Below are 15425 nucleotides of genomic sequence, written 5' to 3' on the forward strand. Positions count from 1 at the left end.
TATTGTTGTTGTCGTTACTATCTGGCTGAACACAACTCATCACAGATTTAACAAATAATGATAATTAACGGGGCATTGTCTGTGCAGACCAGGGATGGCTGAGGCGGTGTGCAACACTGTGACACTGGTGCGCGCACATCCTGTACAGCGATTGGTACACGCAATGCTGATACATGACGGACTATAAATTCAGTACAGGAACTTAATTATGACAATGACGCTGACCACACCGCTGATTGTGACATTTATTGTCTATATCGCCGGGATGCTGTTCATCGGCTATATGGCCTACCGCTCCACCAATAACTTCGACGACTATATTCTCGGCGGCCGCCGGATGGGCAGTTTTGTGACGGCATTATCCGCCGGTGCCTCTGATATGAGCGGCTGGCTGCTGATGGGATTACCCGGAGTGGTTTTTTTCTCCGGCATTTCCGAATCCTGGATTGCCATCGGTCTGTGTATCGGCGCCTGGCTTAACTGGCGGATTGTTGCCGGACGCCTGCGTCTTCAGACGGAAGTCAATAATGCGCTGACGCTGCCGGATTACTTCACGCAGCGTTTTGAGGACAAAAGCCGCATCCTGCGGATTGTCTCTGCAGCCGTGATCCTGATTTTCTTTACCATTTACTGTGCGTCCGGCATCGTGGCCGGCGGGCTGCTGTTTGAAAGCACATTCGGCATCAGTTATGAAAAAGCCATGTGGCTCGGGGCAGGGGCAACCATTGCGTATACCTTCCTCGGCGGGTTCCTCGCGGTAAGCTGGACAGATACCGTACAGGCCACCCTGATGATTTTCGCCCTGATCCTGACACCTGTTATGGTGATTACGTCTGTCGGCGGGTTTGATACTGCGCTGGCGATTATTGAGGCGAAAAGCCCGGCGTATGTGGATATGTTCCGCGGGCTGGATATTGTCGCGATTATCTCTCTGCTGGGCTGGGGACTGGGTTATTTCGGGCAGCCGCATATCCTGGCGCGCTTTATGGCAGCGGATTCTCATCACACCATCCGCAGTGCACGCCGTATCAGTATGACCTGGATGGTGCTCTGCCTCGCGGGGACAATCTGTGTCGGTTTCTTCGGTATTGCTTTCTTCCAGCAGAATCCGGAACTGGCGGGATCGGTTACTGAAAACCGCGAGCGGATTTTTATGAGCCTGACATCCATTTTATTTAATCCGTGGATTGCCGGTATTCTGCTCTCTGCCATTCTGGCAGCGGTCATGAGTACCCTGAGCTGTCAGTTACTGGTCAGTGCCAGCGCCCTGACGGAAGATATCTACAAGCCGTTTTTCCGCAAAAATGCCTCACAAAAAGAGATGGTGCTGGTCGGGCGTATTATGGTGCTGGTGATTGCGGCGATTGCTATCTACATTGCGATGGATAAAAACAACAAAGTGCTGGGGCTGGTCAGTAACGCATGGGCCGGGTTCGGTGCGGCATTCGGGCCGGTGATCCTGTTCTCTGTTATCTGGAAGCGGATGACCCGTAACGGCGCACTGGCGGGAATGTTCACCGGTGCGGTTACTGTCCTTATCTGGATTGAATATAAGTGGTTTAATTTATATGAAATTATTCCGGGCTTTATTCTGGCAGGTATTGCCATTGTGGTGGTCAGCCTCACAGGCCGTGAGCCGGATAAATCTGTTCAGGGGCGTTTCTCTGAGGCAGAGGATCGTTACCTCGGACGGACGGAATAACATAGTCTGAAAACAAAATCCCGGCGTTGCCGGGATTTTTTTGTTTATTATTTTTGTGCTTCCGCAAGGCGATGTTTTTTGACTTTCCGGTAACCGAATGCCAGCAGGATAAACCATAGCGGTGTGGCAATCAGTGCCTGGCGGGTATCAGTTTCCAGTGTCAGAAGAACAATCACAAAAGCAAAGAAAGACAGACAAACCCACGGTATCCAGCTGCCGAACGGTACTTTATAGACGGATGCGGCATGCAGCTCCGGACGACGGCGGCGGAACATAATGTAGCTGTACAGGATCATGCTCCAGATAAACATAAACAGGATCGCTGATACCGTCGTTACCAGGGTAAAGACATGCATCACATCAGGAATAAAATAGAGCAGAATGACCCCGACAGACAAACAGATGCAGGTAAAAATCAGCCCTGTTGCCGGTACAGACTGTTTGGACAGACGGCAGAACTGTTTTGGTGCACTGCCTTGTTTGGCTAATCCGAACAGCATCCGGCTGGTGGAAAACACACCGCTGTTTGCGGAGGATGCCGCAGCCGTCAGCACCACAAAGTTCACCAGACTGGCTGCCGCCGGTACCCCGATCATAATAAACAGTTCCACAAACGGGCTTTTATCCGCAGGGATTGAACGCCACGGTGTGACAGACATAATAATGATCAAAGCCAGTACATAGAATGCAATGATACGGAACGGAATCGCATTAATGGCACGCGGTAGTGATTTTACCGGGTCGCGGGTTTCCGCTGCGGCCGTACCCACCAGCTCGATACCGACAAAGGCAAAGATCGCTATCTGGAATCCGGCAAAGAACCCGATTATCCCTTTCGGGAACATACCGCCGTCAGACCAGATATTGGATAATGCTGCCTGATGCCCCTCCGGTGAGACAAAGTGTGTGCCGATCAGGATACCGCCGATGACAATCAGCCCCACAATCGCGACAATTTTTATCATGGAGAACCAGAATTCCATCTCGCCGAATAATTTAACGGTCGCCAGGTTGAGAGACAACAGCAGCAGAATACAGAGCAGTGAACTGACCCAGCGCGGAAAATCAGGCGCCCAGTGCATGATATATCCGGTAATGGCCACCACATCGGCAATACCGGTGATAACCCAGCAGAACCAGTAAGTCCAGCCGACAAAAAAACCGGCCCACGGGCCGATCAGATCACCGGCAAAATCACTGAACGATTTATAATTCAGGTTTGACAGCAGGATCTCGCCCATTGCCCGCATAACAAAGAACAGCACAAACCCGATTATCATATAAACAAATAATACAGAAGGGCCTGCCAGCGAAATAGTTTTACCGGAGCCCATAAATAACCCGGTGCCGATTGCCCCGCTGATTGAAATCAGCTGGATATGCCGGTTGGTTAAACTGCGTTTGAGTTCGCCGCGCGGCGGCGTGGCAGGCGTTTTTTCGTCCATAAACAAATCCGTTAAGCTAAAAAATAACCATTATTTTTATTCATTCAAAAATGGTGTTATCAGCGAATAGTGTGACACATTTCTCAGAATGAGTAACGCGAAATTTTCCGTTAAATTCATGGGGTTGATAGTAAATATAGGTTGTCAGCTATTGTTTCGCATTAGTTTTTTTATGGGTGAAAATAGTATTGTGTCTGTATACATAGCGGAGAGAAACGGCATTTTTTTCAGGAACATTAAGAAGAAAACGGAAATCTGTGGTTGCGGGTCAGAATAGTATATTTTGGGGGCTTTCCGGTTATACTGGCGATATATCACAGGAGTATTTTTTATTGAGGGATCGTATTTATGGACAAAAAAACCCGGGGAACGACGATGAATTACCAGGTTGTTCCTTACTGGCTCTATTCAGGAAGAGCCGCCTTTTTTATATTACTCGCTGTACTTACCGGTTTTTCGGGCATGAATGCTTTTCTGCTCTGGTTGTTATTTTACGGTATTGTCTGGCAGCTGGTGGTATCCCTTCGTTTACATACTTTAAAAGAGAAGGGGCTGGTATCCCGCAGTCATGATATCAGCCATTGGATAGTGTATGTTTACAGTATACCGGTGAAAGAAGAGCGGGCGATTTTAAAAAATCCGTGTTTTGCGCTTGAGCAAAATATGAAAGACTTTTTTTTTCGCCTGCTGATAGTGAAAGGTATTACACAGGCCGGCTTTATTGTGTTGCTGCTGGTTCAGTATATCCGGACAGAGGCAGATGTATTCAGCCTGACCACGCTGGCCGGGGCATTATCCGCACTTGTTATGGTTGTGACACTTTACAAAACCGGGCTGCTTATCCGTGAATTATCCGCCAATGCGTTTTACACGGAAAAATTACAGTCAGAAAGTGGTTCTCTCTGGTATCAGCTCTGTTTTGTTTCCCGCCATTCAGAAAAAACGGCAGGGCTGGATAAATTACTGGCGTTATAAACACCGCCCCGCAGCACATATTCTCTGCGGGGAATACTGCTGTATCACCCGGTTATTTTTTGGCAATGGCTTTATCGGCGTGCGGCTCGATGGTAATGGCGTGTTCGACAGTCATCGCACCATCTTCAATATCCAGCGTAATATTCCAGTCGGCATCAAAAGGTACCACCATTCTGGCAGGAAGCTCATGAAAAAAACCGCTGCCGCCATGGGTACGGAACGGCATTCCTTTCCGGAACTGATTAAAATTCATTTTGGTCATCATTAAAACATTGCATGAACGACCGCAATCCACCACTACAGTATCACCTGCTGTCAGGTGCATTCTTTTATGTAAAAACGGCATGATAACACTCCTGTTTTTATTGCTCCGGCAGAATAATGATTACTGATAATTACGTATTATCACGCAATATAATCCGGCAGAAATAATATTAAGGGTAATAGGCATTAACCAGCATACGCGGCTGTAATGCAATCACTTTTTTCTGTTCTTCCGATAATGTATGTGTTTCCAGCCAGCGATCTTTATACCGCTCGAAATCCGGAGATTCACTCAGATACAACGCCAGAAGATAATCAAAATCACGGATATCACTCTGTTCAAATACAGAAATCACTTCCCGGTAACAGACATTATGAGGCAATTTAATGCGCTCGGTTAACATGCACTCCATCAGTTTCAGTGACGGAATTCCGGTATTCTGATATACAATTTTCAGTTGAGTGATTGCCTTTTCATAGCGGTTATCCACAATCAGTAAATCGCTGTAGAGCTGACGCAGTGCAATATCATCCGGGTACTGGCGGATCAGTGTATCAAACTGATTAAGCGCTTTTTCTTTCCCCTCATCAGTCTGACTGCCCGAGTATTTAATGACGTATGACATGGCCTGCTCTTTCGGAGCGCGCTCATGAGTATAAGCATAAGATGTAAACGGAAGACTCAGCATCCAGGCTAAAAATATCCAATTCTTCATGGAAATACGGTTCCCTGTATATTTACCGTGTATTGACTGTAACATAAGAGTCACAGTGAAAATTTAGGATGTTTACGAAAAACAGGGAGAGTATCTGCGGGTATGGTTAAACAAAAATACAATGAATCGGCCGGTCAGGATGAGTGAGTAATAAAATTTCATTAATTCTGATATTTTACAGAATAATCTTATGAGTCAATGGGTGTTATAACTATTATTTTTCCGAAATCATGAACATAAAATGACAGCGGCAGAGAACAGATATCTTCCTGAATGTAAAATGAAACGTAACGAATTATTTATTTTCATCAATATAGGTCTGAAAGGGAACGGAGTGATTATAGATTAAAATGACGCAGATATTATTTATTTCAGGTTCAATTATCTCCCGGTTTAATGAATGTTCATTAATTCAGAAAGGCAAGCTATTTCAGGGGGAAGTGTCAGGATGATGGTACCTTCTGTGATGACTGAAAACGATTTTTACTGTTTGGCAGAATAAGCATGCATGAAAAAAAGACTAACATGGCCAGGTTAGGTGCAGTAAAATCACGTTTATAAATAAATGCATTTACCAGGAGGCTCATAATTGTTGATGTTATTATGATGGCCGGAGATTTGCATTTCTGGTGTCATAAACAGAAAGGAGTGATATTTTTTATCTCACCTTAATGACTTATTATGATTTAATATGTTATTACTGCGCGGATTATTAAACTGCCTCCCGCCACAATCAAAACACTATCCAGAATGAGGGAATAAAGCACTGCCGGTAAAGCCGCGACAATGTGTTTACCACCGAAAGTACCGAGCGTGATCATAATGCCGGTAAAAAAACCACATAAGAGAATATCCGGGCTGAGGATACCGAGCTGCGTAAATGTTACTGACTTTGTCAGATACAGCAGAAAAGAAATGGCGGACTCGGTGGCCAGTAGTGGTGCCGGGGATAAGCCGTAAGCGCTGAGCAGCGGCAGCATCAGCGGACCGGTGGAAAACACCAGACCGGTCAGAAAACCGGTGAGCATCCCGCAGAACAGCAAATGAGATTTACGCAGTCTGAACTGATAATGTTTCAGCAGGTGGCGGACGGGACAAAGCACCAGAAAAAAGCTGCCGAGAATGATATTCAGACCCGCTTCCGGCAGTACAATCAGGGAGTTGGCTCCGGCTATTACTGCCGGGAGTGCCGGTAATCCGAACCAGCGGAAGGCTGACCAGTTAATATTTTTCCGCCACAGATACACCCGTGAAATGTTTCCGAGCAATGCCGCTATCGCCATCACCGGCACGGCAGCTTTTGCGCCGAGTGTGGCGGTCAGCACCGGAATCAAAATTAAGGATGAACCGGTGCCCGTGACACCACTGATAAGCCCTGCAATAATACTGGCAAGTGATAATAAGAGATAACTCATAGTTAATCCGGCTCCTGAAATTGGTTGCTAAGTGTGATTCAGGGTAATAAAAGTCAGCAGCCGGTGCTGTGCCGAAAATTCACCGGGTTGTGAATAAAAAGAGGAACACCATGCGGGATTTACCACCGCTTTCTGCATTGCGCGCATTCCTGGCCGCCTGTCAGAGCGACAGTTTTACAGAGGCGGCCGAAAAACTGAATGTGACGCACAGTGTTATCAGCAAGCAGATTCAGGTTACCGAAACCTGGTTCGGGGTAACTCTGTTCCGGCGCAAAGGTGCGCGGCGTGCACCGACACCCTATGCGCTGGTTCTGGCACAGGAATTAACCCGGGCACTGGAGGGTGTCAGTGATGTGGCGCTGCGCCACCGTAACGGGAATGCCGGGTATCCGCTCAGAGTGAGTGTTCCGGCCTCCTTTTGTATGTATTGGTTGCTGCCGCGCATTGGCTCATTTTATGAAATGCATCCGGATATTCATCTGCGAATTGACTCCGCTACCAGCGAGGAGCAGGAGAACAGCAGTGCCCATGATTTGCTGATTCGCCGACGCATTGATCCGGCTGCGGATATCACGCCTTTCTTCCGGGATCATCATGTTCTTCTGGCCTCACCGGATTTTGTGGCAAGTCACCCGGTATCAGCGCCGCAGGATGTTATGCAGTATCCCTGCATTGAAACACTGACACGGCCGGATAGCTGGCTGCGCTGGTGCAGGGCTGCCGGAATTAAGCAGAGGCCGCAGGCTGTTATCCGCCGCTTTGACCATTTTTATGTTACAGCAGAGGCGATAAAAGCTGGTCTGGGGTTCGCTGCAGGTCCCTGCAATATGTTGCAGTACAGCCTGCAAAAAGGGGAAATTCAGATTGTTTTCCCTGAAGTTATCGCCGATCCTTTCTGTTATTACACACTGACACCGGCCGGAATTCAGAAATCCGCCGCTCATCACGCATTTGAATCCTGGCTTTTCAGTCAGGGAAATACAGCCCGCTGAAGGAGGTATTATGTGGAACATACACCCGACACGCAGCCGTTATACATTGCTGGCTCAGTATCTGTCGCCCCTGGATGCCCGGATTGAGGCCGGTTTACTGCAATCGGAAGGGATTGAGGTGATGCTGCTGGATGAAAATATTGTCTGGAATAATCAGATGTATGCACAGGCGGTCGGCGGTGTAAAACTGCTGGTTAATCAGGATGAATTAACCCGTGCGCAGGATATTCTGGCGGATTATCATCATGGTGATTTCGGGATTGATGAGGACGGAGAACCGGTTGAGACAGGTCCGGAGCCGGCAGCGGAAAACAGCAAAGAAGATTATGTCAATATGGGGTTTGTATTCCTTATCTTTCTGACGCTCGGGCTGGCAATTCCGTTTAAGGCGCTGCACCATCGCCTGAAAAAGAAAACAAAGTAAATGCCGGATGAGGGAAATATCCGCCATCCGGCAGAAACATCAGTGATCGACAAACACAAATTTCAGCACAAACAGCAGAGCAACCAGAATTACACACGGATTCAGCTCTTTCAGGCGTCCGGTGCCCAGCTTCATCACACAGTAAGAGATAAAACCGAGTGCAATACCATCGGTGATTGAGAAGCTGAACGGCATCATAATTGCGGTGATAAAGGCGGGAACCGCATCTGTCAGGTCATCCCAGTTTACCCGCGCCAGGCTGGATGTCATTAATACCCCGACATAAACCAGCGCACCGGCAACCGCATAGGCAGGTACCATTCCGGCCAGCGGGGAGAGAAAAATCACCAGCAGGAACAGCAGCCCGACGACCACAGCTGTCAGCCCCGTCCGGCCGCCGACAGAAACCCCTGAGGTACTTTCAATATAGGCGGTGACCGACGATGTGCCGATAAAACCGCCGAGCACTGAACTGACACTGTCCACATACAACGCTTTCTGCATATTCGGGAACTTGCCGTCCTTGTCTGCCAGTCCGGCTTTATCGGTTACCCCGATAAGAGTACCGGATGAGTCAAACAGGTTAACCAGCATAAACGAGAAGATTATACCCGACAGACCGATATTAAAGGCACCGGCCACATCCACCTTGCCCAGCACACTGGTGACATCCGGCGGCATGGAGAAAATACCGTTGTAGGTGACATCCCCCAGCAGCCAGCCAATCAGTGTGGTGACCACGATAGAGATCAGCACCGCTGCGTGAATACGGCGTGATGCCAGAATCGTGATAATAAAAAAGCCCAGTGCACCGAGCCAGACGGAGTGGGAGGTCAGATCGCCCATGGAAACCAGTGTGTCCGGGTTCGGAACGACCAGGCCGATATTCTTCAGTCCCATCATCGCGATAAACAGCCCGATACCACTGGTGATCCCCACCCGCAGACCAAGCGGGATATTGGCAATCATCCAGTAACGGATGCGGAACAGGGTCAGCAGCAGCATACCGAGCGCGCCCCAGAAGATAGCGCCCATCCCGATTTGCCAGGAGTAGCCCATGGCAGAAACCACGCCGAAAGCGAAAAAGGCGTTCAGGCCCATAGCCGGTGCGAGTGCAACCGGCAGATTTGCCAGACAGCCCATCAGAATACAGCCGAATGCAGCAATCAGACAGGTGGTAACGAAGACTGCCTGAGTGTCCATCCCGGCAGCGCCGAGAATTTGCGGGTTAACAAAAATGATATACACCATGGTAAGAAAGGTGGTTATACCGGCGATAACTTCAGTTCGTGCAGTCGTACCGTGTGCCTGTAAACGGAATAAACGTCCCAGCACACCTGTTTCCCGGATGTTTTCCGGTGTGTGATTATCCATTTTATGCTCCTGTCTCCCGGGGAAAAGATAACTGGTCTGATAAATGCATAATCAATGCCAGCATCGTAATGACTTTCCGTGAGAAACCGTAATCATCCGGTTATCCCGCAATAATTTGTAACAGTTGCGGCGGGGATCACCTTTATTCCGGTATGCCTCACAGGACAGAGAGAACACCGTGAATCCGCATTATCAATGTGAGAGAAAAACAGGGGACAGTGATGAACAGTGAGAAAAATAAGCACACCTGCACGCGCAGCCGTGAAGAAATGACAACACTCCTTGCTGTAGCCCGCAGTGAGGTACCTGCGGATTATCGTATTGATAATGTCCGGATACTGGATCTGATTAACGGCGGGGAATTTCCGGGGCCGGTAGTGATAAGCGGGCGGGTGATTGCCGGTGTCGGCCCGGTGTATAAAGATGCCCCCGCACATCAGGTGGTTGACGGTAAAAATGCGGTGGTTGTACCCGGATTTATCGACTCTCACCTGCACATTGAATCCGGCATGATGACCCCGGTTACGTTTGAAAGCGCCACACTGCCGCTGGGGGTTACGTCGATAGTGTGTGATCCGCATGAAATTGTGAATGTGATGGGGAAGGAGGGGATAGAGTGGTTTCTGCGCTGCGCGGAGCAGGCTCAGCAGAATCAGTTTGTTCAGGTCAGCTCCTGTGTGCCTGCATTGCCGGGCAGTGATGTGAACGGCGCGGATTTTCCGCTGACGGAGATGCTGCAATATAAAGATCATCCGCATGTGCTGGGGCTGGCGGAGATGATGAATTTCCCGGCGGTGATTGCCGGTGAGGCAGAAACGCTGGATAAACTGGATGCATTCCGCGATATGACACTGGATGGCCACTGTCCGGTGGTCACCGGAAAAGATCTTAACGGTTATATTGCCGGAGGGATAGAAAACTGCCATGAATCTCACCGCTATGAGGAAGGATTAGAAAAACTGGCACTGGGAATGACACTGATGATCCGCGAAGGCTCTGCAGCACGGAATCTGGATGCACTGGCACCGCTGCTCACGGCGATGAGCAGCCCGCAGTGTCTGTTATGCACAGATGACCGCAACCCGTGGGAAATCATTCATGAAGGGCATATTAATGCGCTGGTGTATCGTCTGATCAATCAGCATCAGATTCCGGTGCATGTGGCTTACCGGGTCGCCAGCTGGTCTGCCGCACGGCATTTCGGACTGAAAAATCTGGGGCTGGTGGCACCGGGGAAACAGGCGGATCTGGTGCTGCTGAGGGATGAGAAAACGGTCGATATTCAGGCTGTTATGTGCGGTGGCCGCTGGGTGGATAAGGCGGCACTGTTGCGTGAGCGGGAGGCGAAACAGGCGGCATCACGTCCGCCGATGCAAAATACGGTCCGCCGTCAGGCGGTGACCGCACAATCTCTGGCTTTTGTACCGGAAACCGGCCGTGAGTATCGTGCCATCAGTGTGATCCCGAATGAGCTGATCACCTGTGAGCAGCGTGTCAGCTGGGACGGACGCCGCTACGATTGTGATAATATCTGCTCACTTGCGGTGATTGAACGTTATGGCCGCCAGATACCGCCGGCAACCGCATTGCTGCATAATTTCGGTCTGATACGAGGGGCACTGGCATCAACGGTCAGTCACGACAGCCACAATATTGTGGTAGCCGGTATTGATCCGATGGATATGGCGCTGGCGGTGAATCAGCTGATTGCCGGTGGCGGCGGGATGTGTGTGGTGGCTGACGGGCGGGTGCTGAGTCATGCGACATTGCCGATCGCCGGGCTGATGAGTGATAAAACGGCGGATGAGATCGCCGCTGAAATCGAATCCCTGAAAGCGGCCTGCCGCGACTGCGGAGTAATGCTGGACGAGCCGTTTATTCAGATGGCATTTCTGTCACTGCCGGTGATCCCGACGCTGAAACTTACCAGCCTCGGGTTATATGATGTGAATAAATTTGTTTTTACACACAGTGAGTTAACCGCATAAACGGAAAAAGGACAGAGACGGTCTGTCTCTGTCCTTATGAACTACAGCACGCGGCTGAGAAACGCGGCAGTACGCGGGTTTTGCGGGTGATTAAAGATCTGCTCCGGCGTACCGGACTCCTGAATGACCCCCTGATCGATAAAAAAGACGCGGTCTGCCACTTCGCGGGCAAAGTTCATCTCATGGGTCACAATCACCATGGTCATGCCTTCATGTGCCAGATTTTTCATCACATTCAGCACTTCGCCGACCAGCTCGGGATCGAGGGCAGAGGTGGGTTCATCAAACAGCAGTACGGTCGGGTCCATTGCGAGGGCACGGGCGATGGCCACCCGCTGCTGTTGTCCGCCTGACAAACTCTCCGGCCAGGCATCAATTTTGTCCGGCAGACCGACTTTTTCCAGTAATTGTTCTGCTTTCAGCAGGGCATTGGCTTTTTTCAGTCCGGACACCATCAGCGGTGCCATCGTGATATTATCCAGCACGGTCATATGCGGAAACAGATTAAAGCGCTGGAATACCATGCCGGCATGTGCACGCATCCGGTTCAGGTCGGTTTTCGGGTCACACACATCGGTGCCGTTAACCACGATTTCACCGGAGTCCGCCCGCTCCAGGGCATTCAGGCAGCGCAGAAAGGTACTCTTCCCGGAGCCGGACGGCCCTATCACACAGACAACTTCCTGCGGGCGGATATCACAGCTGATACCGCGCAGCACATGCGTGTTGCCGAACTTTTTCTGTAAATTTTTAACGTGAATCACTTCTGCTCAACCTTCTTTCGGTGTATTGAACCAGCTGTGCCAGCAGGAATGTCAGCATCCAGTAAATAACGGAGATGACCAGGTACGGTTCCCAGTAAGTTGCATATGCACCGGACACTGTCCGTGCCGCATAGGCCAGGTCGGCAAGGCCGATAGCGGAAGCCAGGGAGGAATCTTTGACAATGGCGATGGCATTGTTTCCCAGCGGCGGCAGAATTCGGCGGAAAGCCTGCGGCAGGATCACCTTGCGCATGGTTTTTCCCCAGCTCATGCCCAGAGCACGGGAGGCTTCTGTCTGTCCGCGGTCAACGGACTGTATCCCGGCCCGGAAAATCTCGGAAACATACGCCCCGGCATTGAGTGTGATAGCAACAATACAGGAGAGAAATGCGCCATAGTCTGAACGCAGCATTCTGGCGGTATCTGAAGAGATAATCCCGCCAGTGACCATCAGCCCGTCACGCGGATTAATAAACAGCGGCACCAGTGCAAAGTGTACTACCATGATCTGTACAAACAGCGGCGTACCGCGGAATGCACTGACATAAAACCGTACCGGATACTGTACAAAGAACAACAACAGCCATTTCGCCGGACCGCGCTCTGCGCGGGCTGTCCGGCCGAGGCCGAGTGTCAGTCCCCACAGGGTCCCTAAGATGACGCAGATAATAGTACATTTAATCGTCATCAGTGCCCCTTCCATAAATAACGGGGCGTATTCTTCTATAATTTCCCAGCGGAAAGCTGACATAACATCCATCCTGAAAAAACAGTTCAAACCCGCCGCAGGAGCGGGTTTCTCATCAGATAAATAATAAATTACTGCGCGGGCAGGGAAGGTACGTCGTTATCGAACCATTTCTGATAGATTTTGGCGTAAGTTCCGTCAGCAATGATTTTTGCCAGACCCCGGTTAATTTTTTCCTGTAATTCGGTATTACCTTTGGCGACGGCAATCCCGAAATACTGTTTTTCAAAATGATTATCGTAAATCAGTTTAAATTTCTTATCCGGGTGGGTTTTGATATAAAACTTCACGACCCCGACATCGCCGACCGCCGCATCCACACCGTCCTCATATAATTCCTGTAACAGCAGCGGGGTATTATCGAACCGTTTGATAGCAGTACTGTTTTTACCGAGCACATCAGAAACCACAATATCTCCGGTGCTGGAGTTCACCACACCGACGTTATATTTGCTCAGTTCAGATAATGCGCTTATCGGTGAGTTTTCATTCACCACAATAGCCTGTTCTGCCGGGAAATACGGGGCGGAGAAATCTACCATCTGCCTGCGTTTATCGGTGATGGTAATACCGGAAATTAAAATATCGCGATCCCCGGCGGACAGTGTGGCGAAAATACCTTCCCACGGCGTGTTGATTAATTTGACATCAAAATCTTCGGCGGCAGCGACCGCTTTAATAATATCGATATCAAATCCTTCGAGTTGTTTTTCACTGTTCTCAAATTCAAACGGGCGATAAGTGCCGCCGGCACCAACCACATAAGTTTCTTTAGCCTGACTTACCCCGGTGAATGCTAATAGTGATAAACAGCCTGCAAAGACCAATTTCTTAAACATGACAACCTCATTTTTATGCGTGATTTTTAATTAAAAATACATAAATATTCATTTAATGGCAATAACTATTTAAAAATAAGCAAGGAGGCAGCAGATGATCAGCCTGCGGGACAGCGCAGGCAGAGTCTTATACGGGAAATTAAGAAAAACAGAGCGGATGTGGCGGAACGTGCGGCGGGACGTGACAATTTATACAGATTAATACCACCTTAATATCCGGCAGGCAGATCCGGATCAGAATACACCGGCTGATGTCAGCGGTGTGATGCGGTGCGGGTGAACCGCATCATCCCCCAATAACTGTTGTGTGTTTTTTCTGCCAGCTGCCAGCCGGATTGTTCCAGTGCGGGACGAAGTGCATGATTGATAATCCGGTGCGCCATGACCAGCACAGCACCGTGTTCCTGTGCATAGCCGGACAGGATGCCGGCGGCGTTTTGCGCCCGTTCACGCACCTGTGCCACGGAGGGAACGGATTTCCCGCCACCGGCCAGCCACAACAGGCGGAATGCCGTCACCCACCACATCGGCGGCAGTTTTACCGGCATCAGCAGTGCAGGTGAGAACAGCGGAAGTACGGCCTCATGCAGTTCGTCAACAATGGCGCAGGGGGTGATCCCGAGTGCGGCCAGTGATGCAGTGGTACGGAACAGCGGGCTGGCCACCGGGAAATAACGGGATAATTCCTCTGCGGACAAGGATAACGGCGGGGAGGATGGCGGAATAATGCCCCCCGCATCATACTCTGCCAGCCAGGCATGCAGATCACGCAGTGCCAGCGGCGTTTTCTTATCCGGTACCGGTTCCCCGTGACGGATCAGCAGGATTTCCTGAATCATGTTATTCCCTTAAATAATAAAAACAGCGGATTACCCGAATCAATAATATAAATACAAGGTGCTGAAATGCAAAAAATGATTGCCGTTGGTGATGAATATTACTGGTCACAGCCGGTGCTGGCAGAACAACTGCGGGTACTCGGTTTACAGCCTGGAGATGCAGTGATGGTACATGCTTCTCTGCGTGCCGCCGGGCCATGTCTCAACGGCGCAGATGATCTTATTGATGCACTTTTACAGTGTACCGGTGAGAACGGCACACTGCTGTGTTATGTCAACTGGCTGGAAAATTATGAAGACAGTACCGGAGATGACGGATGTGTCCCGGCGGCACTGAAACCGCTGATTACGCCGTTTGATGTGCGGACTTCCCGGGCAAATCCGGATCATGGTGTGTTTGCCGAATGTTTCCGTACCCGGCCAGGCGCGCTGCGCAGTGCGAATCCGGGGGCCTCTGTCGCGGCAATCGGTGCAAAAGCGGCATATTTTACGGAAAATCATCCGCTGTGTTACGGGTATGGTGAGGATTCACCGTTTGCACGGCTGGTGGCTGAGGACGGTAAGGTTTTGATGCCGGGGGCGCCGGCGGATACCATGAGTCTGCTGCATCATGCGGAAAGCATTGCACCGCTGAGGAATAAACGCATCCGCCGCAAAGAGTTACCGCTGCGCCGGGCTGACGGCAGTACGGACTGGGTGATGAGTGAGGAGTTTGATACAGCGGACCCGGTGTGTGACTGTTTTCCGGAAGGCTATTTTGCACAGATTGTCGCGGATTTTTGTCAGCAGAATAACAACGTGCGGCAGGGAAATGTTGGTAGTGCGGCGGCATTGCTGGTCAGTGCGCGGGAGATGCGGGATTTTGCGGTCAGCTGGATGATGGCGTATCAGCATAATTCGGGGTAACCGGTGAACCGGTGCGGCGGATCACCGCACCGGT

Annotated in this window: 15 protein-coding genes; 6 read left to right on the plus strand and 9 right to left on the minus strand. The window is 50.1% G+C overall.

The annotated features are described in order from the left end of the window. The first annotated feature begins 214 nt into the window (after positions 1-214). The gene (gene putP / locus JC793_RS07815) at positions 215-1702 is read left to right on the plus strand and encodes a sodium/proline symporter PutP (protein ID WP_218428372.1); all 1488 of its coding nucleotides are present in this window, start codon (positions 215-217) and stop codon (positions 1700-1702) included. Positions 1703-1749: 47 nt separating this feature from the next. Here putP and cycA read toward each other — a convergent pair whose 3' ends face one another. Further along, on the minus strand, positions 1750-3147 hold the full coding sequence (cycA, locus tag JC793_RS07820) for a D-serine/D-alanine/glycine transporter (RefSeq protein ID WP_218428095.1): 1398 nt from the start codon (positions 3145-3147) through the stop codon (positions 1750-1752). A 348-nt stretch (positions 3148-3495) separates the two neighbouring features. Here cycA and JC793_RS07825 point away from each other — a divergent pair, with 348 nt between their 5' ends. Next, entirely contained in the window at positions 3496-4122 is a 627-nt protein-coding gene (locus JC793_RS07825; RefSeq protein ID WP_218428096.1) for a hypothetical protein, read from the plus strand. A gap of 52 nt (positions 4123-4174) precedes the next feature. Here JC793_RS07825 and JC793_RS07830 read toward each other — a convergent pair whose 3' ends face one another. From JC793_RS07830 to JC793_RS07840, 3 genes are all read right to left on the minus strand, one after another. Beyond that, positions 4175-4468, minus strand: coding sequence for a DUF1883 domain-containing protein (locus tag JC793_RS07830; protein WP_046892391.1), 294 nt, complete (start codon positions 4466-4468; stop codon positions 4175-4177). An 88-nt stretch (positions 4469-4556) separates the two neighbouring features. Then, positions 4557-5102: a hypothetical protein gene (locus tag JC793_RS07835; RefSeq protein ID WP_054426042.1), complete on the minus strand. Its 546-nt coding sequence runs from the start codon at positions 5100-5102 to the stop codon at positions 4557-4559. Between the two features lie 686 nt (positions 5103-5788). Further along, the gene (locus JC793_RS07840; protein ID WP_218428098.1) at positions 5789-6517 is read right to left on the minus strand and encodes a sulfite exporter TauE/SafE family protein; all 729 of its coding nucleotides are present in this window, start codon (positions 6515-6517) and stop codon (positions 5789-5791) included. 110 nt (positions 6518-6627) lie between these two features. Between JC793_RS07840 and JC793_RS07845 the strand changes: the two genes are divergently transcribed. Both JC793_RS07845 and JC793_RS07850 read left to right on the plus strand, forming a co-directional pair. Beyond that, entirely contained in the window at positions 6628-7509 is an 882-nt protein-coding gene (locus tag JC793_RS07845) for a LysR substrate-binding domain-containing protein (protein WP_218428100.1), read from the plus strand. Positions 7510-7519: 10 nt separating this feature from the next. Beyond that, positions 7520-7933, plus strand: a complete 414-nt coding sequence (locus tag JC793_RS07850) for a putative signal transducing protein (RefSeq protein ID WP_218428102.1) — start codon at positions 7520-7522, stop codon at positions 7931-7933. Positions 7934-7972: 39 nt separating this feature from the next. On the opposite strand, the gene JC793_RS07855 is transcribed toward JC793_RS07850, so the two are convergent. Next, entirely contained in the window at positions 7973-9307 is a 1335-nt protein-coding gene (locus tag JC793_RS07855; protein ID WP_218428104.1) for an NCS2 family permease, read from the minus strand. A gap of 221 nt (positions 9308-9528) precedes the next feature. On the opposite strand from JC793_RS07855, the gene adeD reads away from it, so the two are divergent. Continuing rightward, entirely contained in the window at positions 9529-11295 is a 1767-nt protein-coding gene (gene adeD / locus JC793_RS07860) for an adenine deaminase (RefSeq protein WP_218428106.1), read from the plus strand. Positions 11296-11336: 41 nt separating this feature from the next. Here adeD and JC793_RS07865 read toward each other — a convergent pair whose 3' ends face one another. The 4 genes from JC793_RS07865 to JC793_RS07880 form a co-directional block, all read right to left on the minus strand. After that, complete coding sequence (locus JC793_RS07865; protein WP_218428108.1) at positions 11337-12059, minus strand: amino acid ABC transporter ATP-binding protein; 723 nt, start codon at positions 12057-12059, stop codon at positions 11337-11339. Beyond that, positions 12046-12810: an amino acid ABC transporter permease gene (locus JC793_RS07870; protein ID WP_046892384.1), complete on the minus strand. Its 765-nt coding sequence runs from the start codon at positions 12808-12810 to the stop codon at positions 12046-12048. The genes JC793_RS07865 and JC793_RS07870 overlap by 14 nt, the downstream gene beginning before the upstream one ends. A 68-nt stretch (positions 12811-12878) precedes the next feature. Beyond that, positions 12879-13646, minus strand: coding sequence for a basic amino acid ABC transporter substrate-binding protein (locus tag JC793_RS07875; RefSeq protein ID WP_218428110.1), 768 nt, complete (start codon positions 13644-13646; stop codon positions 12879-12881). Positions 13647-13900: 254 nt separating this feature from the next. Beyond that, positions 13901-14485 (minus strand): hypothetical protein, encoded by a 585-nt coding sequence (locus JC793_RS07880; protein ID WP_218428111.1) that lies wholly within the window; start codon positions 14483-14485, stop codon positions 13901-13903. Between the two features lie 66 nt (positions 14486-14551). Between JC793_RS07880 and aac(3) the strand changes: the two genes are divergently transcribed. After that, positions 14552-15391: an aminoglycoside 3-N-acetyltransferase gene (aac(3), locus tag JC793_RS07885; RefSeq protein WP_218428113.1), complete on the plus strand. Its 840-nt coding sequence runs from the start codon at positions 14552-14554 to the stop codon at positions 15389-15391. The last annotated feature ends 34 nt before the right edge of the window (positions 15392-15425 follow it).

This window comes from Morganella morganii, from assembly GCF_019242955.1.
Taxonomy (GTDB): domain Bacteria; phylum Pseudomonadota; class Gammaproteobacteria; order Enterobacterales; family Enterobacteriaceae; genus Morganella; species Morganella sibonii.